Genomic DNA, 26,137 nt, shown 5'->3' with positions numbered 1-26,137 from the left:
CATTAATTGCCGGCGGAATTAACTCGCATGGGGTAAAAATGCCAGCAGTGAAGCTATGCCTACTGTGATAAATAGCACGCTCACAATGGTCTTGATCTTACGTAATCGACTGCGGCTATTGAGATCCCGCGCCGCGCCCCATTTCAAAGCCACACGGTAAATACCAATTGCTGCATGTAACTCCACAGTAAGCAGCAAAGGCAGGTAAACCATCCACACCCCTTGGTTCCAAATACGGTCGGCGCTCCCTTGGGGGCCAATGGTTTCGGGAGCCGAGCCAATAAGCCACAGATGTACTGGCAACAGCAGTAAAATCACCACACCGGTAATAGCTTGCCAACGCCATAGACGCGTATCACTGTGGTTGATCACTTGCATTTGCTGCCGCAATGCCCTTTGCTGGCGCAAACTCATGGGTAACTTTTGCAGCGCAACTAACACATGCACTAACGCAAGAGCCGCGATACCCATTGCAATACCCGTCACCACCAAGGGATAACCGTGGCCATCGTCAGAAAGAAAGCTCAGCTCCATAGTGCGCGCTACCCAATTCATGGCATCGCTACCCAGTAAAATCGATGAGACTAAGACTAAGTGGGTCCACAGAAAAACCGCGAGGATGACGCCAGACAAGCTCTGACTTAAATCCAGCCAAGCACTCGATTTTTTAATAGTTAGTTTGATCGCCATCCTCTCGCCTCATACCGTTGACCTTATCGAGCCAATCTCATTAAGTCTTACTGCAAATTAATATCGCTCACATATCCACACGAAAACGTGAGCCAGATCAATTGAGTGCTGAATAATTAACCTAACGCTTAAATAATAGCAGTGAAACAAAATCCTGCTGCCGGCTCAAAACCTACTCAGGCACGAAAGGCTGTACAGGAATACCCAGCTCACTGCCGATAAATAGATATGAAACTAGGCTCGCAGTACCAAGGCATAGCAAGTAAATAATCAGCACCTTGGCGAATTTTCGCAGGCCTGAGCGTTTGGTGGTTATGCCCCACTTTACCGCGACGCGATACAGGCCAATCATGGCGTGCACAACCACAGCAGGCAGCAACAGCACATACAGCAACCAAGCATTATCGTGATACACCCGCTCAGCCGATAAATGCGGGCCAATTTCAGGATTCAAAATCATAGTGAAGAGATGAACAGGAACGAGGAAAAATAAGATAAAGCCGGTGATCAGTTGCCAAAACCACGCATGGGTATCCTTGTGGTTGATGCTACCCATGTGCAAGCGCAGGGCGCGCCATTGCCCGAGCTGCGCCGGAAAACGCCGCAGTGCCACCGCCGCATGTACTATCACCATCAATAACATAAACACCGAAAACACTTTAGTAACTATAGGGAAACCATGTCCTGTGCTGCTGAACATGCCACCTTCAAGCAACTGCACTACATGGTAAAAAGCCTCTTTACCCAGCAAAATGCTCGACTCAAAATGCATATGCAGCAATAAAAAGCCGCCGAGCATAATCCCAGTCGCACTCTGTAGCCTATCAGCCTTTGCTGACCAAGGATGACCTTGCGATGTACTCACCCTATTGTGAACTCGAGTTATGCTTGTCATCTTGGATTCACCTATGTCGTTTGTCGTTGGCACCTCTTGGCAAACTACACCATAGCAGTAACGCAGATCCGGCTTCAGCATCACAGATTTAAAGCGTGAGCCAACTCACCTGATTGAGTGCAACTCTTAGAACAAGATCACAAAAAACGCACCAAACCAAACAAAGGTAAAACTAATTAACCAATATATTTCATGGTGTTATACAAAAAATTAAAACTGACAATTCGCTTTCCAGCACCAATCGATGCGTGTTCGCTAACACTTTGTCTACGCAGACAAAAACGCTACACCGCGATAGTCAGTCGCAGAACCTTAAGCCATGGTTTACAATAGCGCGATATTTTGAACCCTTAGCGTTTGCACACTCAGCCACAGGATGCCCCCATGCCTTGGATCCAACTCCGAATCAACACCAATAGCGACGACGCTGAAACCATCAGCGACTTGCTCATGGAAGAAGGCTCAGTCTCTATCACCTTTGAAGACGGTAAAGACACCCCTATTTTTGAACCTAAACTGGGCGAAACCCCACTGTGGCGCGATACCGTTGTCGTTGCCTTATTCGATGCAGAAACCGATCTGACACCGACCATCGCCATGTTGAAAACCTTGCCTTTCCTCGGTGAGCACTTCAGCCATAAAGTCGAACAAATTGAAGATAAAGACTGGGTGCGTGAGTGGATGGATAACTTCCACCCCATCCAATTCGGCACGCGTCTGTGGATCTGCCCAAGCTGGCGCGAGATCCCCGATCCAACTGCAGTCAATGTGATCCTCGATCCCGGTCTTGCCTTCGGCACAGGTACTCACCCTACGACTGCATTGTGTTTAGAATGGTTAGACAGCTTAGATTTAAGCAATGAAGAAGTAATTGATTTTGGCTGTGGCTCTGGCATCTTAGCCGTAGCCGCACTGAAACTGGGCGCGAAAAACGTCACAGGTATCGATATCGACTATCAAGCCATCGACGCTTCACGTGCTAATGCCGAGCGCAATGATGTCGCCGACAAGCTAGCCTTGTACTTACCAGAAGATCAACCCGCCGATCTCAAAGCCGACGTACTGGTCGCCAACATTCTTGCCGGCCCACTGCGTGAATTAGCGCCTTTGATCGCAGAACGCGTAAAAACCGGTGGCAAACTTGCCCTTTCCGGTCTCCTCAAAGAACAAGCCCAAGAAATCTCTGACTTTTATAGCCAATGGTTCGATATGGACGCAGCGGCTCACAAAGAAGATTGGAGCCGCTTGACAGGCAAGCGTAAATAGCGCTAAAGGGTGGCGCAACATGCGCCACCGCTGGCTTCCAACTATTTAGCCTCTGACTTCTCGCCGATTAAAAGTCAAGAAAAAAAATTACCTCTAGGTCATTTATTGACCTTTTCACGGCCAACAAAAAGGGCTACTATAGCGCCCCTTTGAAGAGCTAAGGTGAAACATAAAATGCAGATTGGACCCTATCAACTGAACAATCAGCTGATCGTGGCACCAATGGCAGGTGTCACCGATCAAGCTTTCCGTAATCTTTGTCTTCGTTATGGCGCAGCCCTAGCGGTTTCCGAGATGCTTTCATCCAATCCTGAAGTTTGGGATACAGATAAAAGCCGCCAGCGCATGACGCATTCTGGCGAGGAAGGCATCCGCTCAGTGCAAATTGCTGGAGCCGATCCTGATTTAATGGCGCAAGCCGCATTGTTCAATGTTGAACAAGGCGCTCACATCATTGATATCAATATGGGTTGCCCCGCGAAAAAAGTGAATAAAAAGCTGGCTGGCTCAGCGCTGATGCAAAACCCGCCGCTGGTAAAAGAGATTTTACAAGCCGTGGTCGCCGCAGTGAATGTGCCCGTCACGTTAAAGATTCGCACCGGCTGGGAGCCAGAACACAAGAATGGTGTTCAAATCGCCCAGATTGCAGAGGATTGTGGCATCGCCTCGCTCGCCGTTCACGGCCGCACGAGACAATGTATGTACAGAGGCGATGCTGAGTACGACACGATCAAAGCAATCAAACAGAATGTCTCGATTCCTGTCGTCGCCAATGGGGACATCGACAGTCCGGAGAAAGCCCGCTTTGTGCTGGAATACACCGGTGCCGATGCCTTGATGATAGGACGGGGTGCTCAAGGACGGCCTTGGATTTTCAGAGAAATCCAGCACTACTTGGAAACGGGTAATAAGCTAGCGCCCATTGAGGTTGCCGAACAGCGTCAAGTGATGCTGGAACACCTCACCAAACTGTATGACTTATATGGTGAATACAAGGGTATCCGCTTCGCCAGAAAACATATGGGATGGTACCTAGACCAAGAAGCTCAGCGCCAATTTAGGGCTGACTTTAATCGGCTGGAAACCGCTGCAGAACAGTATTCCCTCGTGGAATGTTATTTTGATGAATTAGTACAGAATTAATAAAGAGCAGAATAGAATGTTTGATCAGACAACTAACACAGAAGTTCACCAGCTTACCGTTGGCAAAATCGAAACCGCAAACGGCACTATCAAGCCCCAGTTATTACGTGACGCAGTAAAGCGTGCCGTAACTAACTTCTTCGCACAGTTGGACGGTCAGGAAGCACAAGAAGTTTATGAAATGGTGCTAAGCGAAGTTGAAGCGCCTCTGCTTGACATCATCATGCAACACACTCGTGGCAACCAAACCCGCGCAGCAAACATGCTAGGTATCAACCGTGGTACTCTGCGTAAGAAATTGAAAAAATACGGCATGAACTAATCCTCAAGGATTAAGCTGTTGTATTGAAAAAGAAAAGGCCTGAAGAGATTCAGGCTTTTTTGCTTTCTGACACACAATCTTCTAATGTACGCCTTTCTAATGCGCGCCCTTCTTATGCACATAGTTACACAGTCACCATCATGCTTGGTTCACGCCAACTAAGACATGATTCACCAACACTATGAGCTTGGCTGCGTTTGATGACCAAAATCAATAGACAATCCACACCGACCCATAGCACAACCTTGACGCGAGCCATCGGGTTTTAAGTTATAATGCATTTAAAAATCAGCCTGTTAATTCTAAAACTTTTTTAGCCGTAGGTTTTACATTGTCATTGACTCACTCTGAACAAGATATCAAACACAGTTGGTTTGGCCATTTCTTTATTGGCAAAGCTGATGCGGTAAAACTCAGCGCCAGTGGTATTAGCATTAATCGCACTAAAGGCGGCTTTTTTGCTCACTCTCGCCGCGCTAACAAAGTTGCCGCTGACGAATGCTTTACCTGGCAGCAGCTCGACTCCCCGCCGGTTTTTACCTTAAGTCCGCTCGGATACTTGCTAGGTTTCACTGTATCTGGCAAAGCCTATCAACTGCCGTTTCTGAGCTATTTTGCGCAGCATCAATTTGGCAACGAAATCGCACTGCTTTGGGCGAATGCCAATGGGGCGCGCATTGCTGAGTTAGTGGCGAAAGTCGATAAAATACTGGCACACACTTATTTACGAGAATCGCGTTTAGCAATGATACAAACCAGAGTTGCGCGCGAATATCAGCGTTGGTTTCCTTGGTGTGAAAACCTGCCCTTGGCGGCAAATCTACACACTTTGTTAGCGAGGCTTAAGCAAATCCACCGCTGGACTCGCGCCGATGTAAAACAGCTGCGTGAAAATTACATTCAGTCTCAGCTCGTTAAATTTGCCGACTATTTTGAGCGTGTAGAATCTAACCCCTTAACCGAAAAACAGCGCCGAGCTTGTATTATCGATGATAACAATAACTTGCTATTGGCAGGTGCAGGCACGGGCAAAACCAGTGTGATGGTCGGGCGAGCGGGATATTTACTTAAGAGTGGTCAAGCAAAACCCGATGAAATACTGCTGTTAGCCTATGGCCGTCAAGCGGCTGACGAGATGGATGAGCGGATTAAAAACAAGCTTGGCACTGAGAATATCAAGGCGAGTACTTTCCACAGTTTAGGCTTAAAAATTATTGCCGATGTTGAGCGCGCTAAACCCAGTTTGTCCCCTTGGGCAGAAGATGACAAAGCCAAAGCGCTGTGGGTGCACAATACCCTTGAGACTTTGATTGAAGATGTGGCTTACCGTAAGCAGCTTTTCGAGTACTTCAGCCGTTTCTATTATGTTGAAAAAAGCCCGTTCGAGTTCGAGGTGGAAGGTGAGTATTTTCAATACTTGAATGATAACGATATTCACAGTCTTAAAGGTGAGCGAGTCAAAAGCTTTGGTGAGCTCTACATTGCCAACTGGCTATTTAGCAACGGCATCGAATATGTTTATGAAGCTAAGTATGAGCATGATGTGCGCAGTATTGAATTTCGTCAGTATCAACCCGATTTCTATCTGCCTGAATATCAAGTTTATCTTGAATACTATGGTATTGATGAACACCACAATACCGCCCCTTATATCGATAACCAAAAGTACTTGGAATCGATGGCATGGAAACGCCAGCTACATCAACAACATGGTACTAAGTGTATTGAGCTATTTTATTACCAACATAAAAACGGGTCGTTAATCGGTAAGCTTGAGCAAGCTTTACAGATCTTTAAAGTGCAATACGCGCCCTTACCCGATGAAGCCATACTCGCCACCCTGCATGAACTAGGCCGCGTAACCGAATTGGCAAAAATGTTTAGTCAGCTGATTGGCCTATATAAAGCAACTTGCCTTGATGAACATGGTCTTGAGGGAGTATTTGCCCGCGCCGCCGATGCTCAGCAGACCCGTAAGGCATTCGAACTGCTTGAGCCCATCCTCACGCGCTATGAGCAACATTTAGCAATAAATGGCGACATTGATTTTGAGGACATGATTGGCAAAGCGCTGACGTATCTACAACGTGGGCAATTTATTAGCCCGTGGCGTTTTATTATGGTGGATGAGTTCCAAGATATTTCAGAACCACGTGCCCGCTTAGTGCGTGCCTTGAGGGATTCCAGTGCGCCACATTCTAAAGCGCAGGCGTCTTTATTTTGTGTCGGGGATGACTGGCAGGCAATTTATCGCTTTAGCGGTGCAGATGTGAGTTTAACCACGCAGTTTACTCGCTATTTTGGCCCAACCGCCCTAAGCAAACTAGATCTAACTTTTAGGTTTAACAGCAGTATTGGGAAGGTTGCCACCCAGTTTGTCAGCCAAAATCCCACACAATTGAGCAAGGATATTCGCTCCCTCACGCAGGTTACCTCCCCCGCAGTTTCAATAATACGCCGAGGAGAAAACGAACCTGCCAGTAAAGATGAGCCAAGCCCGAATGCACTGGAACAAGCATTAACGGCAATAAGTGCAAGGATAAGCGCCGGAAGTGACAAACTTAGCAGCGTACCGAGTGTCTATTTGCTGGCCCGTTTTAGGTTTCAGTTACCCGATAACAGCCAAGTTAACCAACTTAAAACTAAGTACCCCAACATGAAGATTGAGTGCCAATCTTTTCATGCTTCGAAGGGGAAAGAAGCCGATTATGTGGTGATCATGGGGATGAAGACGGGAATGCATGGCTTTCCGTCGATGAAAATTACGCCGCCGATACTGGATGCTTTTTTACCTAAAACTGAAGCATTTGAATTTGCAGAAGAACGCCGACTATTTTATGTCGCGTTAACGCGGGCAAAACACCGCGCCTATGTGACTGCCGATATGACAGATGTGAGTCCTTTCGTCACTGAACTGCTTACAAAAAGCTACGATATTGAACAAGATGAGTTCAACACCTCGTTAGTGCAAAGGTTATTTGAAGAAGTAAAATGCGTGCGTTGTAGCACGGGAACGCTTAAGCCTAGAACGGGGAATTTTAAATCGTTTTATTCTTGCTCACATTTTCCCTTGTGTGATCACAAGGAGCAAGGCTGTGAACTTTGCGCTAGCCCAATGACCCGCACACGCTTTGCTGGCTTTAAGGTATGTTTGAATGAGAACTGTGGTCATATAGCACCACTTTGTAGCCTCTGTGGCGGCGATATGCTGTTAAAGGATGGTCGATTCGGCCCCTTTTGGGCCTGTCGCAATTACCGCGGGCAAAACCTACCCAGTTGTACGAATACACTAAACAAGGCCAAGTTATCGCTCCCAAATTAAGTGATAAAAAGCGAAACACTTTGGCATTTTCGTCAATCTGTATTTCAAGGTTACGAGAGCCAATTTGCAACTCCAAGCTAAGGCGGCCACCTACTCCTTAAGAGATATTTCGCTCAATTAACTGTGATATCATCAGCAAATCCTGAGTATTTTAGTCGGGTTTAGTTGCTACGCATTAAAGCTGCAAATAATATGAATGTAAATTTATTGCTGCTTTGGAGCTATTTATGTCTGCTACTTCTACCCCAAAAGATGCACAAGCCACTGGCCATAGAGTGGATTCTCAACCTCGCCATGATGCACAACTTGGTCAAGGTTTTCCGCTTAGTGAGAGCACTCAGGATAACCACTGGCTAGAACAAAAAGTCGGTGAGTTGGTTGCCGAAGATTTTCGCCGCGCCCATGTGTTCAGCCAATTTGGTATCGATTTCTGTTGTGGCGGCGGTAAACCGCTGTCGATCGCCTGCGAGCGTGCAGAAATAGATCCCGCAAAAGTGGTTGCTGCACTGAATGCCGTAACACTGACTGGCAGCAAAGAAGATGAATTGAATCAATTACCCTTAGATCAACTTATTGAATATATAGAATCAACGCACCATCAATACGTGCGCGAAAAAGCACCGTTATTGGTCGAATACTCTGAGAAGATGGTCCGCGCCCACGGTGAGCACTATGCCGAAATAGTTCCCTTTGCGGGTTGGGTACGTGCTTTAGTAGAAGACTTGATGCCGCATTTAATGAAAGAAGAAAAAATACTGTTTCCGGCGATACGCGGTTTGAGTCAAGCAGAGCACATTGAAACTTGCTTTGGCCATATTGGTAATCCCATCAATGCGATGCAGCACGAACATGAAGAAGTCGGTTTGATCTTGCAAAAATTACACGAGCTCACGAACGACTTCACGCCACCGGAACATGCTTGCACTACGTGGCGTGTGTGTTATGCCACGCTAGCGGAATTTGAGGCTGATTTACATCAGCATATTCACTTAGAAAACAATATTCTATTTCCTAAGGCATTAGGCCTCGCTCAATAATCGATTGGCTGTTTCTGCTGTGATGTCCCTTCAATTTCGGATCATCCGCAGAATTTTGAGGCTGGACCTAGGTCTGGCCTTTCAATTGTTGGCGTGCTACAACAAGTTATGTGTCGCTGACGGATAAGCTGCCATGACATTTCAATCATTTGCACTCGATGATATTGCCAATTTGCACGAATCGGCCCAAGTAGAGTTTAAACTCGCCGGTGGCCGCGACGGCCTAGGTCAATTACCCGAAGATATTTGGGCGACTTATAGCTCCTTTGCTAACACCTTGGGTGGCGAGATCATCCTAGGCGTACGCGAAGAACGTGGCCATTTCAGCATTGAAGGCATTCCCAATCCGCTTCCTGTTTTACAAGAGTTTTGGGAAATCCTCGATAATCCTAGCCGCACTAGCCATAATATTTTGGCGATATCAGATGTGCAGATTATTGAAATTATGAATAAAAAGCTGATTCGTATCCGCGTACCGCTGGCACCAGAGCAGCTCAAACCTATCTATGTCGGCGGCGATCCTTACACAGGGAGTTATTTTAGGGTGGGAGATGCCGACATGCATGCAAGCCGTCTGCAGGTCAATCTACTGTTACGCCGCGCCCATCTTTGCATGAAGCAACTCAAGGCGCGTTAATCCGACATGTTATTACGTCAAAATCCAGCTAACAAATAACCGCCCATAGCCGCAATTGCTGCGCCCGTAACACGCATTAAGTTACGCTGCCCAGTCATCCGCTGCATTCCAAGGCCTATCATAACGCCGCCTAAATGGATCACTGCAGTGCCAAATAAAAAACCTAGGGCATACAAGACCGGGCTTGCCAATTCAGGCATTTCTGCGCCGTGGGCATGTCCGTGGAAAATCGCAAATACGCCCACAAAGGCCATGGCAAATAACAATGGGATTTGACGATCAAAAGCGATGGCAAGACCGAGTAACAATACCGAGAGGGCAATGCCGATTTCAACGAAGGGAACGGCAATGGCGTATAAGCCTAAAATCCCGCCCACTAACATAAAGGTGACAAACGCTAAGGGGACAGTCCAAATTGCGCGGCCACCCAGCTGGGTGCTCAACATGCCTACGCTCAACATAGCCAGCAAGTGATCGAAGCCCAATACCGGATGATTAAAACCCGACATGAAACCGCCACCCGAATGGATCTCATGGGCCGATACCGGCGCTGTCCAACATAAAGTGAGCAGTAATAACAACCCGATACGCACCATAACACAGCCTTAGTCAGTGACTTCAGTAATATTAGGCTTAACTCTAGTGCAAATTTAGGAGGCAAACCTTGATCTCAATCACCCTTAGATTAGCAAAGATGCAGATTCAACAGTGCTCGCGGGATTCGTTTGCGTCGATAGCCAGCACTTTGATTAACGCGTCGAGAGCATTAATTTCTAAATGGGGCAGCAAAGCAGCGATAGGTAAGGAATCGACTCGGCCAAAACTCGGATTCAACCACACAGACTGACACCCCGCCAGCCGCGCCCCGCGCACATCGGCATTCATGCTGTCGCCAACATGCAGTAAGTGTTGCGGTGCAATCTTTAACCGCGAGCAAGCTAATTCGAACATGTCTTTAGCGGGTTTCATATGCACGCCATTGCCAGGATGCAACACAAACTCAAAGGCATCGCCCAAACCAATTCGCTCGGCATCCACATTGCCATTGGTGATGCCGATTAATCTAAAATGCTGCGATAAGCGTTTAAGTAACAAGAGCACTTCGTCAGATACTTGAAAATGGCTGCGATGAAAATAAAAACACGCTAACCCTTGCTCGGCGCCGCGTTCGGCTTCAGTCGCCGAATACCCTAGCTGTATTAACCCTTGGCGAAGCGTAGCTAAGCGGGCGGCGCTGGTATCGTGGGCAAGCTCGCGATTTTGCTGCAACAGTTGCAGCTTTAGCCTGCGCCAATCATGGGGTTGCCACGCCTGCGACAATGGATAAGTCTGCAACAGAAACGTTGCCAGCTCGGCTTCGGCATTTAAAATATGCGGTAGATTGTCGTACAGGGTATCGTCGAGATCGAAACTGATCGCTTGAATATTTTGAGGTCTTAGATAACAACGCATTATTTATCCTGTGTTTTCTTCGCTCTAGGATGGGCGTTATCATACACCTTAGCTAAGTGTTGGAAATCCAAACTGGTATAAATTTGCGTGGTCGCTAGGTTCGCATGGCCCAATAATTCTTGCACCGCCCGCAGATCGGCGCTCGCTTCTAACATGTGAGTGGCAAAGGAATGGCGCAGTTTATGTGGATGCACGCGCACCGATAATGCCTGTTCTTGCCCCCATTTCGCCATCCGCGCTTGAATACTACGATGGGAGAGTCGCTTACCCTTTTCGGTCACAAATAAGGCGTCATCTTCACAGGGGATCTGCTTTCGGCAATTAAGCCAATTTTGCAGCGCAGTAATCGCTAAACGACCGACAGGGACGATACGTTCCTTATTGCCTTTACCTAAGACTCGCACTTCTTTCAAATCGTATTGCACACTGGATAAATTAAGCGCGGCGAGCTCCGCTAAACGTAAGCCACTAGAATAAAACAATTCCATCATGGCTTTATCCCGCAGACTCAGCGGATCTGTACCTTCAATATCCAGTAAATGACTGATGGCATCGACATCGATATTCTTCGGCAGCGGTTTGGCTTGTTTAGGAGCACTTAAGCCTTTCGCGGGATTAAGCTCAATCACGCCTTCGCGCAGCAAAAATTCACCCCATTGCTTTACCGCCGATAAACACAGGGAAAGCGAGCGTGGGCTTAAGCCTTTGCGGTGCAATTTAGACAATACTTGCTGCCAATGCTCGCGGCTCACATTGAGTAAATGCACGCCTTCAGGCAAGAGATCGCTTCCGCGATTAAGCTCAAAAAGATAATTACGTACTGTATGGGCCGACAACTGCCGCTCGGTACTCAAATAGCGTTCAAAGGTTTGTAACCATTGAGTATTAAGCGCCGACACTTCGCCTGTTTGCCTACTCATATCGGTTTCCTCATGGGTTTTGCTAAGCCTTGAGTGAGCACAATCGCTCGACAGCCATTACAGCTTAGCGAGCATGTGCGCCAGCAAACGCCGCAGTTGTTCCAGCAGCATATTATCCATATCGGGATGAAAATGGGTGGCATCTTGGCTGGCAATAGCAAAAATGACTGGGTTGTCTTCCGACAATTTCGTCAGTGCCACTGACCCCACTTCGCTACCAAATAGGCGTTTAGCCTCTTGCTGCGTGAGCCGACCAAAGTAGTGACCTTTATGCAGCCTTTGATCCCAAATTGCCTTCATATCGGTATCGAGCACACTGATTAAACGCACATGGCTGAAATTAAACTGTAATTTCAAACTGTCGGCCAACACTTCTTTGAGTGACACTAGATCGGCACAATTTAATAACTGAAAGGATAACTCGGTATTGAATTGGTAAATCTTCTCGTTGCGCGCCGCCATGGTTAACAGGCTAGTAATTTCTTCTTCCAACTGACTCACTCGCTGGCGCAGCATTTCTTGACGACGTTCCACCAAAGAGATGGCGCCGCGCTCCATGTGAGGCAAGCGCATCGCCAGCAGCAACTCGGGATAGCGATTAAAAAAGTCAGGATTATCCAGCAGATACTCGCGAATAATCAACTCATCGAAAGGCACATCCGTCTGCGGCATCAAGGGCTCTGTCATAACTGAATTTGTCCATCGTAAACGTGCTGCGCGGGCCCAGTCATCCACAAAGGTTTCCCCTCGCCTTCCCAGTTAATGGTTAAAGTACCGCCGGGTAAATCCACCCGCACTTGCTGGCCGAGCTTCCCTTGCACTTGACCTACAACTACAGCTGCACACGCGCCAGTGCCACAGGCCAAGGTTTCGGCCGCGCCGCGCTCATACACCCGCAGCTTAATGTGACCTGAGTCCACGACCTGCATAAATCCCACATTCACACCACGGGGAAAACGCTCATGCTTAGTGAGCATGGCACCAATTTCAGCAACGGAGGCACTCGCCACATCTTCAACGTCGAGCACGCAATGGGGATTACCCATAGAAGCCGCGCCACATAAAAAGGTTTGCAGCGGTGTTTGCAGTAAATAGGTTTTCTCAGCTTTCTTAGCTTTAAAGGGGATCTGACTCGGTTCGAGGATCGGCACGCCCATATTCACGGTAACTGTACCATCGCGTTCTAAGCGCAGAGTCATCTTACCAGACGAAGTACTAACACGGATTTTACTCTTGTTAGTCAGGCCTTTATTACGCACAAAACGGGCGAAACAGCGGGCGCCATTGCCGCATTGTTCTACTTCAGAGCCATCGGCATTGAAGATGCGATAATGAAAATCTAAATCGGGATCATAGGGCGGCTCAACCAAGAGTAGTTGGTCGAAACCTATGCCAAAGTTACGGTCGGCTAAACGGCGGATTTGCTCAGGCGAAAAGAACACGTTCTGCGTGACCCCATCGACCACCATAAAATCGTTGCCCAGTCCGTGCATCTTAGTGAATTGGATCAAGATACTTATCCTTTAAGCCGAGGCGCCGCTCATAAAGTATGAAACCAAGCGCCTGAATCAATATAATTTTTCTAGTTTACGGCAGGAGTTGCTCACCTTGCCAGAGCTGAGACAATTTTTCTCGCTCACGCACTAAGAAAGCCTGCTCACCATCGACCATCACTTCAGCCGCACGAGGACGAGTGTTGTAGTTAGAGGCCATAGCAAAACCATAGGCACCACTCGAACGCACCGCCAGTAAATCACCCGCTGCTAACGCGAGCTGGCGATTTTTACCTAAAAAGTCTCCGGTTTCGCACACTGGGCCAACAATATCAAACTCATAGACCTCTGAGTTCCTTGGCACGACTGGAATAATATTTTGCCATGCGCTGTAAAGTGCAGGACGAATCAAGTCATTCATCGCGCCATCGACAATCGCAAAACGCTTGTCGCTGTTTTCTTTAAGATACAGCACCTGAGTAACAAAAATCCCCGCATTGGCGGCAATCGCACGGCCCGGCTCGAAGATAAGCTTCAGTTGACGGTCGCCCAAACGCGCTAATATGGCGGCGGCATACACATCCGGATGCGGCGGCGTTTCGGTATCATAGGTCACCCCTAAACCGCCACCCACATCGAAATGTTCAATAATGATACCTTGCTCCGCCAGACGATCGATCAACGCTAGCATACGATCCATAGCATCGAGGAATGGTTTGATTTCAGTTAGTTGTGAGCCGATATGGCAATCGACACCTTTCACTTTTACATGTGGCAACGCATGGGCACGGGCGAAAACGATTTCAGCCTCATCCATAGCGATACCGAATTTGTTTTCTTTAAGGCCAGTCGAAATATAGGGATGGGTGCCCGCATCCACATCGGGATTAATCCGCAGGGACACAGGCGCGACTTTACCTAAACGCCCTGCGACCAGATTTAACTGCTCAAGCTCGGCACTCGATTCGACGTTAAAGCAATAAATGCCCAGATTAAGTGCCTGTTCCATTTCAGCCGCAGTTTTACCCACGCCAGAGAACACCACTTTGGCGGGATCGCCGCCCGCTTCTATCACTCTGGCTAACTCACCGCCCGACACAATATCAAAACCACTGCCTAAACGTGCCAGCACATTCAGTACGGCCAAGTTCGAATTAGCTTTAACCGCGTAACAAATCAAATGTGGATGATCTGCCACGGCGTTATTAAAGGCATGCCAATGGCGCTCTAGCGTGGCGCGGGAATAGATATACAGCGGCGTACCATAGGTTTGAGCTAAGTCGGCGACCTGGCAGCCTTCGGCGTGCAGGGCATTTTGTTGGTAGAGAAAGTGATCCAATGTCTGATTCCTTACTGCGCTTTATCGCTGCGATAGTGATGATAGTTATAGCTGCTATTATTGTTGTGTTTTTTGTACTTCGATGGCTCGAATTTCGGTTTTAATCTCTTCTACTTCAGGCTCAGGTTTAGACGCCTCAACCTTTTTAGGCTGATTCACCTCTGTGGCCGGAGATCGATAGAGGGGGCCCTTCTGGCCGCATGCAGTAATGAATAGGCTACCAAGCAATAACAATAAAAACAGTCTCATTTTTCTCAACATCTGTGCATCTGGTGACTAATGGCCTTATAATCGCACCCATCTTGACGAAAGCAAAGGACAGAAATGCATGGCCATGACAGATACAGAATTTCACCAGCTCGCCGATGACATGTTCCAAGCCATAGAAAATGCGATTGAAACTGCGATTGATGAGCAAGATGCCGATGTTGATATCGATGCCAGTGGCAACGTATTGCAATTAGAATTTGTTGATGGCTCTAAGATAGTGATCAACAAGCAAGAACCTTTGCATGAGATTTGGGTCGCCACGCGCTTTGGTGGATATCACTTTGGTTTTGTTGAAGGTAAATGGATGGACGGACGTAATGGCGGCGAGTTTATGCCATTCGTGCAAGAGTCTATCGCACGCCAAGGCGGAATTGAGCTTAGCTTTTAATCTAAGCCTGTCGTAGTGCAAAACCGTAATAGTACAAAACAATAATGGGAGTCTTGGCTCCCATTATTTATGTTAAAAACCAGCTAAAACTCAGTGTCTTGATCGCTAACATCGATACCAAACGGCGCTACAGTTAACTCCCCCGCCACTCGCACTAGATGGAAAAATTGCGGAATATTAAACCGCGCCCGTGAAGCATAATGCTCATCGAACACATAGTGATGGCTCACTTTATTTACCAACTCGGCCATGTTTGATCCCGCCTGCACGTAATGGCTTAGTTGATTTTCCTCATCGAGGATAAATACATCCAAGTTATCGACCCGTTGGCGTAGAAAATACTGAATCGCGCCTTTAGCCGCATAGTTTTGCACCACTTTAGGCATACTCGAAAAGGGATCGTCACCTAATTCAGGCCGCGGCAATAGTACAAGATGACTGCGGGATAACTGTTGATAAAATGACTTGGCATCGCTCAAGTCCTGATAAGCCATACCTAAAGGATTAAAAAAGATCCCATAGCGAGTACGACTTATCTGCAGTGGCTGCACTAAGGTGCTGGATTGCTGCACTTGTTGGCACAAACGCATGGTTTGTTTTAGTAGATTTTTCACTGCTAATTTAAGCTGTGGGCGTAACTTCTGTGAACAGCTGATCACATCCATATCCACGGGTAAGCTGGCCCGCCTGAGTCCCGGCGTCACAAAAGCTAAGGCTTGCAATACCGCCGTATCGCCTTCGAAACGATGGCACTGCCATTCACCCCAACTATTCAAGCAAATCGCATCTAACGCACCAAGCATATTGGCTTTTTTACGCCCGAGTGAGAACACGTTCGCATTCATCACATCGACCATCATTTCCTGTCCTTGCCATTCAATGGTGGGATCGCAGTCTAGATTAAGCACGAAAATCAGCTTACGAAAATGCCATGGCTGGCATAAGTCACGTTTAGATACCCGCCAATCGTGGTCGATAAAATTCAGTAACCGCTTAGAAGCTTCGGTAAGCCGTTTCGACTTTGCCTTACTCTGACCATATTCATGCCATTGCGTATCAGGGGTCGAAATTCCGTTTAGACATGCCCAGATCATTAAGGCGGATGGCGTTTTACCCTTACATATCGCCGACTCACCCAACAGATTTAGTGGCTGCGGCCCTTGGCGATAAAGATAATATTTCCGCTCGCGAGAGCTTGATACCATAGTCACTTCGGACTCGGCGACCGAGACACTCCACAGTAAATTCAGCTTAGCGATTTGGTCTTCATCTTGGCTAAAATAAGTGTGTAATTTACGAGTCAGCATGCCCAGCTCTTCAATCCGCAAGCCTTCATTAAGCTCATGGGTCGATGCAAAGCGCAGTAAAGTTTGGTAGCTTGCCAACAAAAGCTCATTCAACTGCTCGTTAAACCAATTGAGCTGACCACTGTGCCAATGCTCGCAATCGTCTAGGGTGCTGATCAAACTATCGGGCCATTGCCAATCCTGCACCAATTTTTGCAGTTTAGGATAACGCCAATCTTTGCCCTCTTGGGTTCGGCTCAAGTGCACGCCACATTTGAGATAAAAGCAGCGCCGTGCAATCTCAAGTCGACGGGTATCATTCTGCTTAAGCAAATAGGTTTCGATAATCTCGTAGATAGAGTAATAGGCATCATTCGATGTCGAAAAATCGCCAGCTAAAGTTTTCTGCCAGAGGCGATCACAAAGCACAGTTGAATGTGGATAATCGCTGGCATAAGCCTCGAGCAGCAATACTTTAATCAGCGCCTTATGGGGCTTTTCTAAGCCTTTATAGAGCTGCCATAACGAAGCGCCAAAGTACTCACTCGCAGGTAATTCATGTACATCGCCTAAAAACAAGAGGGCGGGATTAAGTTTAGCGTCTGGCCACCATGCAATCGTTTTACCCGCCAGACGAATTTGACTACGATAAAATTCTTCCAGTAATAACCAGTGCTGAGTACTACCACTGTGCTCATGGGCCATGGCAGACTGGCAACCACGCTGCGTTTGATCACCACAAAACTGTTGCGGATGAACTAAGTAAAAGTTCACCTCAAACTGATACTCGGCAAACCAAGCCGTCAATCTATCGGTTTTAATCCTGATCAGCGCTAACTCTTCAGGGCTTAAATCGGCTCTATGCACTAACCAAACATCGACATCACTCTTGGTATTTTGGCCAAAACTGCCAGTACTGCCCATGGCATATACGCCATCAAAGGCATTGATGTCCGCTTCTTGGATAATAAAAGGCAGCGAGAACACATCACAGGCTTGGGACTCTATCTCACCTTGTTGATACTCGTTAATACCACAAGGTGTATTGGCGGCATGATAGCCAGGATACTGAACGCTGTTCTGATGAATTAAAAAGGGGATCAAATGGAATAAGTGTTTTTGCAGCGGCGATAGTAAAGCCAAAGCGCGCGCAATGCGGACCTTGTTAAGTCTTTCAGCTATATCAGGAAACTGTATTTGCCGATCCATTCAAAAACACAACACTTAAGCACTTATGAGAAGTGTGCTCATGTTAACACTTTTGCAAACACGAGCAACTATATGTGAAGTGCATCACACTTTTATACTGTTGAGAACATCGCCGACTTCAAAGAATCGATACGGCTTCCTTACATAAACGATTTGCCAATGTTAGCATTGGCGTAACTAAGATCTTTGATGGAAACTAGGCATGTCTGAGAACCGCATCCGTATCGCAACCCGCAAGAGTCCGCTGGCCATGTGGCAAGCTGAATTTGTTAAAGCCGAATTAGAACGCATTCACCCAGGTATTGTGGTGGAATTGCTGCCAATGAGTACCAAAGGCGACGTTATCTTAGACACGCCGCTAGCCAAAGTGGGCGGTAAAGGGTTGTTCGTCAAAGAGCTTGAAGTCGCTATGTTAGACGATCTTGCCGATATCGCAGTGCACTCAATGAAAGACGTGCCCGTCGACTTCCCTGAAGGCTTGGGCCTTGAAGTCATTTGCGAGCGCGAAGATCCCCGCGATGCCTTTGTATCGAATTTATATAAATCGATCAGCGAATTACCATTAGGCGCAACTGTGGGCACCTCGAGCCTACGCCGCCAATGCCAACTGCGCGCATCACGCCCCGACCTCATCATCAAAGATTTACGCGGTAACGTGGGTACGCGTTTAGCTAAGCTGGATAACGGTGAATACGATGCCATTATTCTTGCTGCTGCAGGCTTAATTCGCCTGAAATTATCTGAGCGGATTGCTAGCTTTATCTCTGCTGAAGAATCCTTGCCCGCCAACGGCCAAGGCGCTGTGGGTATCGAATGTCGCACCAACGACGAACGCGTTAAGGCCCTACTGGCACCATTAGAACATTTAGAAACGCGCTACCGTGTGATTGCCGAGCGCGCGATGAACACGCGCCTAGAAGGTGGATGCCAAGTGCCGATTGGCGCATTTGCTGAAATCGATGGTGATGAGATGACATTACGCGGCCTAGTCGGTAACCCTGATGGTAGTGAAATCATCGAAGGCGTGATCACAGGTCCAAAAACCGAAGCGACACAATTAGGTGTTGCCCTTGCTGAAGAGTTACTCAGCAAAGGTGCCAAAAGCATTCTCGACGCCGTTTACGCTAAAGCCTAAGTCAATGAAAGTCTTACTGACGCGCCCCGAGGGGCGCAATCAGTCCATGGTCGATGCCTTGAATGAACGAGGCATTGCTCACTGGGTCACACCTCTGCTGTGTGTCGAAGCAACGCCTCCAATCGCAATGAATACCCCGCATCCCTTGGCACACGCCGATATGATTATCTGCATCAGCGCCAATGCAGTGACTTTTGCTGATAACGCCTTAACTAATGCGGATCCACACACCAAAGCTTGGCCTCAAGCTCAATACTTCGCCGTAGGACATGCGACTTGGGAAGCATTAGATCTGCTCGGTATTTCGGCACTCGAAGCCCCAGATGATTGCCAGCAAACCGAAGGGCTACTCACGCTCGCGCAGCTGCAAGAGATTAAAGATAAGCAGATTACTATCATACGTGGCGTCGGTGGGCGCGAAGCCTTAGCCGAACAATTGACTGAGCGCGGCGCAACAGTACGCTATTGGGAAGTGTATCAACGAGCTTGCCCGCCACTTGATGGACGACAGTTAGCACTACAATGGCAAGCCTTTGGGATAGACACTATTGTGGTGACCAGCGGTGAAGTACTGGATAACCTGATTAATTTAGTGCCAAAAGAGTTATTTGCATGGCTGCGCTCATGTCATATCATAGTCCCAAGTAACCGAGTAGAAGCTCAAGCTCACGCCTTTGGTATAACCCAAGTCACCAATGCCAATGCCGCCAACAGCAAAGCCGTGCTAAACGCCCTTAAACTCTAAGCGCTATTTAGCCCGATTTTACTCGAATTTCGGCAGTAGCATGTTTTCAAGGACTGTTAAATGGATAACAACAAGCACGACGCAAAGAGCCCAGAATCAGAGGCTACCGCTATTATTGTGTCACCGGAAACGACCGATGACATATCCGCAACATCGGCGTCATCCACAGAATCCCAAACAGCCAAAGCCACAACTTCAACTGCACCAAGCCAAACGCCAGCCTCCAATAGAAGCTCGTGGGCAATTCGCTTTGGAGTGTTATTAGCGCTAGGTTTAACCGCTTGCACTCTTGGTGGCGGTTTTATGCTGTACCAACAGATGCAACAGCAACTGCTAGCGCAGGATGCGAAAAATATCGCCCTGCAGGACCAATTACAGCAAGCACTATTGCAGCCAAATCAACGTATTGGCCAGCTTGAACAGCAGCAACTGAATGATGCTAAGACTTACCAAGAATTAACAAAATTAGCAGAAGACCAAAATCAGCTGCAGGACAGGGTCAATAAACTTGCCCAGCGCAGCCCAACACATTGGATGGCCTCTGAAGCCGAATATCTAGTGAATATGGCAGGCCGTAAACTTTGGTTAGAGAAAGATCCCCGCACCGCCACCGATCTATTAAAGTCGGCGGATGAAACCATCGCCGCGATGAATAATCCGGCGTTACTGCCGATTCGTAAGGCGCTGGCAAAGGACATCGCCGCCACGGCCAGCATTAAAACCACAGATATTGATGGCAGTGTGTTGGCGCTCGATGCCTTAATTGAACAACTCGATAAGCTGCCGCTCAATCGCGCCGACGCAGAAACCGATGCCCCAGAAGATACAACGATTACTGGCGATTTGAATGATTGGCAGAGCAATCTGGGCAAAACGTGGAAAGCGTTAACCCAGGACTTTATTACCATACGCCACAAAACCGCCGATGCGCCCGCTTTACTCGCACCAGAACAGCAATGGTATATGGTGGAGAATATTCGCCATAAACTGCTGCAATCCCAACTTGCGTTATATCGCTACGACAGAGCGACTTATCACCAATCATTGATGATGGCGCGCAAGTGGATCCAAAGCTATTTTGATACGCAAGATCACAAGACAGCTGAGGCCATCGCCGAAATCGATAGATTAGCAACCTTAGAACTTAATCCTATTACCCTGAAATCTTTTGCAGCTAAACCTCTGTTATTACAGCTGACGAGTTATGGCGAGCTGACCTCATCAGAGGATGCGCCGCTATGATCAAGATATTAATTTACTTAGGAATTGTGCTAATAGGACTCTGCATCAGCCCTTGGCTAGTTGGCAATACAGGTTATGTCTATATTGCTGCGGGTGACTACCAGATTGAGACCAGCTTAGTCTTTGGGATCATTGCGTTAATTGTATTTTATGCGGTGTTCCAAGTACTCGAATGGCTAGTGATTAGCGCCATCAATCTGATGCTGCGCAGCCGTTTTATTCCCCATCACTGGCGCCGCCGCTCGGCCAAAAAGCATACCTTAATGGGTGCACTGGCTCTGGCTGAAGAAGATTGGCCTGCAGCAGAACGCGCCATGATAAAAGGCGCTGACAATGGCGAACTCCCTGCGCTTAACTTACTGGCAGCGGCCCGTGCAGCTCAGTATCAACAAAAAATAGCCGAGCGAGATCAATATCTTGATCGTGCGGCAACACAACCCCTTGCCGCGAATGCCGTCGCAACCACTCGTACTCGATACCTCCTAAAACAAGGGGAATTAGCCCTAGCCCGCGCTGAGCTGGATAAGCTAGCACCGACGAGCAAGAGTAAAGCGCCAGTACTCAAACTTGCTCTCGAGTTATACCGAGCTCAAGAGGATTGGGATGCGCTCAAGCTGTTAATACCTATTTTAAAGAAACGTCAGATCCTCGGTGATGCTCAGTTGAATGAGCTCAATATCGCGACTAATTGCGCGTTACTCAAAGCCGCAGCCATCAAAGGCGAAGAAGCTTTAGAACAGTGCTGGCAGTGGTTATCCCGCAGTGAACGCAATCAATCTGAGTTTTTAGCGATTTACGCCATGGGTTTATGCCGCTTTAATCGCAAAGACCAAGCGCTGAAACTACTCGCGAAAAAATTACGCACCGCTCCCGAGCCAGCACTTTTACATGCAATTCCTGAAATCGCGACAGCCCAAGACACAGAGATCCGTAAACAGTTACTCAAACATGAAGTCACCCATGAGAATAATGCGGACTACCAGATGTGTTTGGCTAAGCTTTATCAGCAAACGCGGGATATGAAAGAAGCCAAAAGCTGTTGGCAGAATGTGTGCCGACTCGAACCAACAAAAGCCTCATGGCTGGCGCTTGCACGGATTCAAGAACAGTTAGGCGAGCAAGGTAACGCCAATCAAAGCTATCGCCAGGCGGTTAACCTATAGTTCAGCGACCCTAATAAAGATAACGCCGTGATTTGCACCGTGATGTAAATCGCGGCAGTTGTTATTCAAGAAAGTTCTTGCCTGATTTTGGCTCAAAAATGTGGTTTGCAAGCTCAGATTGCATCCTTTTCATAAAAAATTAACCTTCCAATCCCAATTAATTTGTTATAAATATACTTAAGTACAGAGTTGCAAAATACTAAATGCAGCCCTTTTTTTAAATATATCTACTACATCTAGTTACAAATCTGAATCCTGTCTTTTTTACTGCCAACATACCGCAAACCCCAGTCAGAGCAAGCAATGCAGACATGTCAAAAAATTGACTTGCGTTACTTTGTTAGCTAAAATTCGACCACTTGTATCACAATCCAGCACATATGTTGGATTTGTGCGTCTGTGGAATTAACACACTTTGGCTGTTGGGAGCTAATTATGGGATCGGTAATTACATCAAAGAAAGGTTTGCTTAAGTTAGTAAAAGGGCAAATCAATGTCGAAGTTGATGGTTCAAATCAACCCGCTAAGGATGGCGAACAACTCCCAAAAGGTGCTGTGCTCCATATTGACGAAAACGCGACCTATGAGATCACCTTCGACGATGGCACTAAGCTATCGAACGAAGTTGCCCCCAACGAACCCGCAGTAGCCACCAACGCCACTGACGCGGCCGCCTTAGATGAAATCCAAGCATTACAAGATCTTATTGCATCCGGTGAAGACCCAACTCAGAATCTTCCAGAAACCGCAGCAGGGAACACTCCAGGCCGTGACGGTAACTCTGGCTATGTCACTCTCGCTCGCAGTGGTAGCGAAGTCTTAGCCACATCAGGATATTCAACTACAGGTCAAGCACTAACAGGCACTACGGCCAATGATCCACAACTGACCATTGCTGCAGATTCCCCATCGGCACTCGCCAATGACAGCAATACGACCGATGAAGATTCCGTTGCCACAGGTAACGTACTCGATAATGACAGTGATGTAGACTCAAGCTTAAGTGTTGTGAGTTTTGAGGTCGACGGTACCACTTACGCAGCAGGTACCGAAGTGACACTCGAAGGCGGCACTTTAGTCTTGAACGCCGATGGTTCATATACCTTTACGCCCAATGAAAACTGGAATGGCCAAGTACCTGTTATTACTTACACCACCAACACTGGCTCTTCAGCAACATTAACCATCAATGTCACACCTGTCGCCGATGGGGGGCCTAGTGTCACTATCAATACAGATACAAACAATGATGGTTTTATTAGTAACGAAGAGCTAGCTGGCAATACTGAAATCAATGTCACTATTGGCTTAGATGGCACAGGTGCAAATGTAGGCGATACACTTACTGTTAATGGTGTTGACTACACATTGACTCAGGAAGATATCAACAATGGCTTTGTGAATCTCAACCTTCCAGCTCCTGGGGAAGGCGAAACGATTACAGTTGTCGCGACTATTACTGATAGTGCAGGTAACGTATCTCCAGAAGGCAGTGATTCAGCAATACTTGATACAACGGGACCAACAATTACTGTTGATGCGCCTGATGATACCCAAGATACTACACCGACTATCACAGGTTCGACTGATGCCCCACCGGGTAGCACTATTACGATTGTAGTGACAGATAGCACAGGTGCAGAGCAAACTATCACCACCACAGTAAACCCTGATGGCATCTATTCCGTAGATGTCACTAATCCACTCGCTGAAGGCGGCTATACCGCTGTAGCAACAGTGACAGATCCAGCAGGCAATACAGGTGAAGCCACAGATAATGGTAATGTTGATAACACAGCACCAAATATTACCGTTGATGTTCCCGATGTAACCAATGACACGACCCCTACAATCACGGGCACTACAGATGCCCCTCCAGGTAGCACCATAACAATTGTTGTCACCGACAGCACTGGTACTGAGCAGACGCTAACCACCACGGTTAACCCTGACGGTACTTATACTGTGGATGTTACCAATCCTGTCGCCGAAGGCCCTATTACAGCAACAGCGACAGTTACAGATCCTGCAGGTAATACCGGCACAGCCACCGATGACGGTAACGTGGATATCACAGCACCTAACATCACTGTAGATGCACCGGATAATACACAAGATACCACCCCTACTATTACTGGTTCGTCAGATGCAACGCCAGGTAGCACAATTACGATTGTTGTCACAGATAGCACAGGTGCAGAACAGACATTAACAACGACTGTTAATGAAGATGGCGCCTACGCAGTGGACGTCGCAACCCCTCTGGCTGAAGGTGATTATACCGCTGTAGCAACAGTAACAGATCCTGCTGGCAATACAGGTAAAGCCACTGATAATGGCAATGTAGACACCCAGATTGACCAAGATGGCGACGGCAACACCGTGGCGATCACCAGCATTACCGATGACACCGGCGCCTCGGGCAGCGACTTCATCACCAATGACAACACCTTAGTCTTCAACGGCACCGTCGATTTGGGTGACAACAGCATCTTGGCCGTCACCATCAATGGCGTGGTCTACACCACCGCCAACGGCTTGGTGATTGATGCCAGCGGTAACTGGAGTGTTGACCTGACTGGTACCACCTTGGCCGATGGCACTTACCCTGTCAGCGCCACCGTCACTGACCTGGCTGGCAACAGCAAGACCGTCACCCAAGACGTGGTGATTGATACTAAGATTGACCAAGATGGCGACGGCAACACCGTGGCGATCACCAGCATTACCGATGACACCGGCGCCTCGGGCAGCGACTTCATCACCAATGACAACACCTTAGTCTTCAACGGCACGGTCGATTTGGGCGATGACAGCACCTTGGCCGTCACCATCAATGGCGTGGTCTACACCACCGCCAACGGCTTGGTGATTGATGCCAGCGGTAACTGGAGTGTTGACTTAACCGGCACCACCTTGGCCGATGGCACTTACCCTGTCAGCGCCACCGTCACTGACCTGGCTGGCAACAGCAAGACCGTCACCCAAGACGTAGTGATTGATACAAGCTCTGCCAATTCATCGCCAACAGTAATCATTTCAGAAGACATCAACAATGATGGCTTTATTAACAATGACGAACTCAATGGCCAAATAAACATCGCAGTCACCTTAAGTGCAGGTACAGAAGTTGGCGACTCTCTAGTAGTAACGGACCAAGCAGGTAATGAGTTGTTCAACGGGATAATAACCCAAGCTATGTTAGACAATGGTTTAGCGCTAGCGATTGATGCCCCTGCGATTGGAACCAACTTAGTTATAAGCGCCGAAGTCACAGATAAGGCAGGAAATACTTCATCCGGACAAGATCAGGCTAGCTTAACCAATACTCAGAGTGACACTCTGGAAATAGCCGAAGACAGTATTGGTACTGGAAATGTGCTCACTAATGATGTTGGCAATACTTCCGTTGTAAGTTTCAGCCTTGATACGAACAAAGATGGAATCCAAGAAAACTTCACTGTTGGCCAAACAGCAGTGATTCTTGGAGTGGGTAGCATTACACTAAATGCCGATGGTAATTATAGCTTTACACCAGCGGCAAATTACGATGGTCCAGTACCAGACCTCACCTATGTCACTAACACTGGAGAGTCGAATACATTAACAATCAAGATCTCCCCAGTAGATGACTTACCTGTGATTGCTGGCGACGATGTTGGCGCGGTCACTGAAGATGCCACCGATCCAGTTCTGACTGACAGCGGCACCTTAACCATTACCGATGCCGACAGCGGCCAAGCGGTATTCCAAGCGGGCAACGGCGTTGCTAGCAATGGCGCGCTCGGCAGCCTGACTATCGATGCGGCGGGCAACTGGACTTACAACGTCGATAACGCCGACGTGCAATATCTGGCTGAAGGCGAAACTAAGGTCGAAACCTTTGTGGTGTTGAGCCAAGACGGCACTGAGCACACGGTCACCATCACCATTACCGGCACCAACGATGTGCCTGTGATTGCTGGCGACGATGTTGGCGCGGTCACTGAAGATGCCACCGATCCAGTTCTGACTGACAGCGGCACCTTAACCATTACCGATGCCGACAGCGGCCAGGCGGTATTCCAAGCGGGCAACGGCGTTGCTAGCAATGGCGCGCTCGGCAGCCTGACTATCGATGCGGCGGGCAACTGGACTTACAACGTCGATAACGCCGACGTGCAATATCTGGCTGAAGGCGAAA

Annotated in this window: 22 protein-coding genes; 12 read left to right on the top strand and 10 right to left on the bottom strand. The window is 47.9% G+C overall.

Annotated elements, in window-relative coordinates; translation table 11 throughout:
* Positions 1-18: 18 nt before the first annotated feature.
* Complete coding sequence (locus K5Q99_RS13175) at positions 19-690, bottom strand: fumarate reductase cytochrome b subunit (protein ID WP_106649204.1); 672 nt, start codon at positions 688-690, stop codon at positions 19-21.
* Positions 691-862: 172 nt separating this feature from the next.
* Positions 863-1,585, bottom strand: coding sequence for a fumarate reductase cytochrome b subunit (locus K5Q99_RS13170; RefSeq protein WP_106649203.1), 723 nt, complete (start codon positions 1,583-1,585; stop codon positions 863-865).
* Between the two features lie 384 nt (positions 1,586-1,969).
* On the opposite strand from K5Q99_RS13170, the gene prmA reads away from it, so the two are divergent.
* The 6 genes from prmA to K5Q99_RS13140 all read left to right on the top strand — a co-directional run bounded on the left by prmA (position 1,970) and on the right by K5Q99_RS13140 (position 9,312).
* Positions 1,970-2,851 (top strand): 50S ribosomal protein L11 methyltransferase, encoded by an 882-nt coding sequence (gene prmA / locus K5Q99_RS13165; protein ID WP_106649202.1) that lies wholly within the window; start codon positions 1,970-1,972, stop codon positions 2,849-2,851.
* Positions 2,852-3,025: 174 nt separating this feature from the next.
* Positions 3,026-3,994, top strand: a complete 969-nt coding sequence (gene dusB / locus K5Q99_RS13160; protein WP_106649201.1) for a tRNA dihydrouridine synthase DusB — start codon at positions 3,026-3,028, stop codon at positions 3,992-3,994.
* 16 nt (positions 3,995-4,010) lie between these two features.
* Positions 4,011-4,316, top strand: a complete 306-nt coding sequence (gene fis / locus K5Q99_RS13155) for a DNA-binding transcriptional regulator Fis (RefSeq protein WP_006083371.1) — start codon at positions 4,011-4,013, stop codon at positions 4,314-4,316.
* 331 nt (positions 4,317-4,647) lie between these two features.
* Positions 4,648-7,638, top strand: coding sequence for a UvrD-helicase domain-containing protein (locus K5Q99_RS13150; protein WP_220777121.1), 2,991 nt, complete (start codon positions 4,648-4,650; stop codon positions 7,636-7,638).
* A 227-nt stretch (positions 7,639-7,865) separates the two neighbouring features.
* Positions 7,866-8,675 carry an iron-sulfur cluster repair di-iron protein gene (gene ric, locus K5Q99_RS13145; protein ID WP_106649199.1) on the top strand — a complete coding sequence of 270 codons (810 nt, stop codon included), beginning with the start codon at positions 7,866-7,868 and terminating at the stop codon, positions 8,673-8,675.
* Between the two features lie 133 nt (positions 8,676-8,808).
* Positions 8,809-9,312 (top strand): AlbA family DNA-binding domain-containing protein, encoded by a 504-nt coding sequence (locus K5Q99_RS13140; protein WP_063884684.1) that lies wholly within the window; start codon positions 8,809-8,811, stop codon positions 9,310-9,312.
* A 17-nt stretch (positions 9,313-9,329) separates the two neighbouring features.
* On the opposite strand, the gene K5Q99_RS13135 is transcribed toward K5Q99_RS13140, so the two are convergent.
* The 7 genes from K5Q99_RS13135 to lptM all read right to left on the bottom strand — a co-directional run bounded on the left by K5Q99_RS13135 (position 9,330) and on the right by lptM (position 14,765).
* The gene (locus K5Q99_RS13135; protein WP_220777120.1) at positions 9,330-9,908 is read right to left on the bottom strand and encodes a HupE/UreJ family protein; all 579 of its coding nucleotides are present in this window, start codon (positions 9,906-9,908) and stop codon (positions 9,330-9,332) included.
* 106 nt (positions 9,909-10,014) lie between these two features.
* Positions 10,015-10,764, bottom strand: a complete 750-nt coding sequence (locus tag K5Q99_RS13130) for an HAD-IA family hydrolase (protein ID WP_106649197.1) — start codon at positions 10,762-10,764, stop codon at positions 10,015-10,017.
* The gene (gene xerC / locus K5Q99_RS13125; RefSeq protein WP_106649196.1) at positions 10,764-11,684 is read right to left on the bottom strand and encodes a tyrosine recombinase XerC; all 921 of its coding nucleotides are present in this window, start codon (positions 11,682-11,684) and stop codon (positions 10,764-10,766) included. The genes K5Q99_RS13130 and xerC overlap by 1 nt, the downstream gene beginning before the upstream one ends.
* Before the next feature lie 57 nt (positions 11,685-11,741).
* Positions 11,742-12,371 (bottom strand): DUF484 family protein, encoded by a 630-nt coding sequence (locus K5Q99_RS13120; RefSeq protein ID WP_011848049.1) that lies wholly within the window; start codon positions 12,369-12,371, stop codon positions 11,742-11,744.
* Complete coding sequence (gene dapF, locus K5Q99_RS13115) at positions 12,368-13,195, bottom strand: diaminopimelate epimerase (RefSeq protein ID WP_106649195.1); 828 nt, start codon at positions 13,193-13,195, stop codon at positions 12,368-12,370. Before dapF ends, K5Q99_RS13120 begins: the two co-directional genes overlap by 4 nt.
* A 76-nt stretch (positions 13,196-13,271) precedes the next feature.
* A complete protein-coding gene (lysA, locus tag K5Q99_RS13110; RefSeq protein WP_106649194.1) occupies positions 13,272-14,516 on the bottom strand; it encodes a diaminopimelate decarboxylase in 1,245 nt (414 codons plus the stop codon).
* Positions 14,517-14,573: 57 nt separating this feature from the next.
* Positions 14,574-14,765 (bottom strand): LPS translocon maturation chaperone LptM, encoded by a 192-nt coding sequence (gene lptM, locus K5Q99_RS13105; protein WP_168825920.1) that lies wholly within the window; start codon positions 14,763-14,765, stop codon positions 14,574-14,576.
* Positions 14,766-14,844: 79 nt separating this feature from the next.
* Here lptM and cyaY point away from each other — a divergent pair, with 79 nt between their 5' ends.
* Positions 14,845-15,174, top strand: coding sequence for an iron donor protein CyaY (gene cyaY, locus K5Q99_RS13100; protein WP_106649193.1), 330 nt, complete (start codon positions 14,845-14,847; stop codon positions 15,172-15,174).
* Positions 15,175-15,257: 83 nt separating this feature from the next.
* Here the strand turns inward: cyaY and K5Q99_RS13095 are convergent, their stop codons facing one another.
* Complete coding sequence (locus K5Q99_RS13095; RefSeq protein WP_106649192.1) at positions 15,258-17,669, bottom strand: class I adenylate cyclase; 2,412 nt, start codon at positions 17,667-17,669, stop codon at positions 15,258-15,260.
* A gap of 202 nt (positions 17,670-17,871) precedes the next feature.
* On the opposite strand from K5Q99_RS13095, the gene hemC reads away from it, so the two are divergent.
* The 5 genes from hemC to K5Q99_RS13070 form a co-directional block, all read left to right on the top strand.
* A complete protein-coding gene (hemC, locus tag K5Q99_RS13090) occupies positions 17,872-18,804 on the top strand; it encodes a hydroxymethylbilane synthase (protein ID WP_106649191.1) in 933 nt (310 codons plus the stop codon).
* A 4-nt stretch (positions 18,805-18,808) separates the two neighbouring features.
* A complete protein-coding gene (locus tag K5Q99_RS13085) occupies positions 18,809-19,549 on the top strand; it encodes a uroporphyrinogen-III synthase (protein WP_106649190.1) in 741 nt (246 codons plus the stop codon).
* 60 nt (positions 19,550-19,609) lie between these two features.
* Positions 19,610-20,791: a uroporphyrinogen-III C-methyltransferase gene (locus K5Q99_RS13080; RefSeq protein ID WP_106649189.1), complete on the top strand. Its 1,182-nt coding sequence runs from the start codon at positions 19,610-19,612 to the stop codon at positions 20,789-20,791.
* Entirely contained in the window at positions 20,788-21,954 is a 1,167-nt protein-coding gene (locus tag K5Q99_RS13075; protein ID WP_106649188.1) for a heme biosynthesis HemY N-terminal domain-containing protein, read from the top strand. Before K5Q99_RS13080 ends, K5Q99_RS13075 begins: the two co-directional genes overlap by 4 nt.
* A gap of 435 nt (positions 21,955-22,389) precedes the next feature.
* A partial coding sequence (locus K5Q99_RS13070) for a beta strand repeat-containing protein (protein ID WP_220777119.1) occupies positions 22,390-26,137 on the top strand: 3,748 nt, incomplete at its 3' end.

It is taken from the genome of Shewanella hafniensis (assembly GCF_019655335.1).
In the GTDB taxonomy this organism is placed as follows: domain Bacteria; phylum Pseudomonadota; class Gammaproteobacteria; order Enterobacterales; family Shewanellaceae; genus Shewanella; species Shewanella hafniensis.
This window is presented reverse-complemented; position numbering and strand designations above follow the sequence as displayed.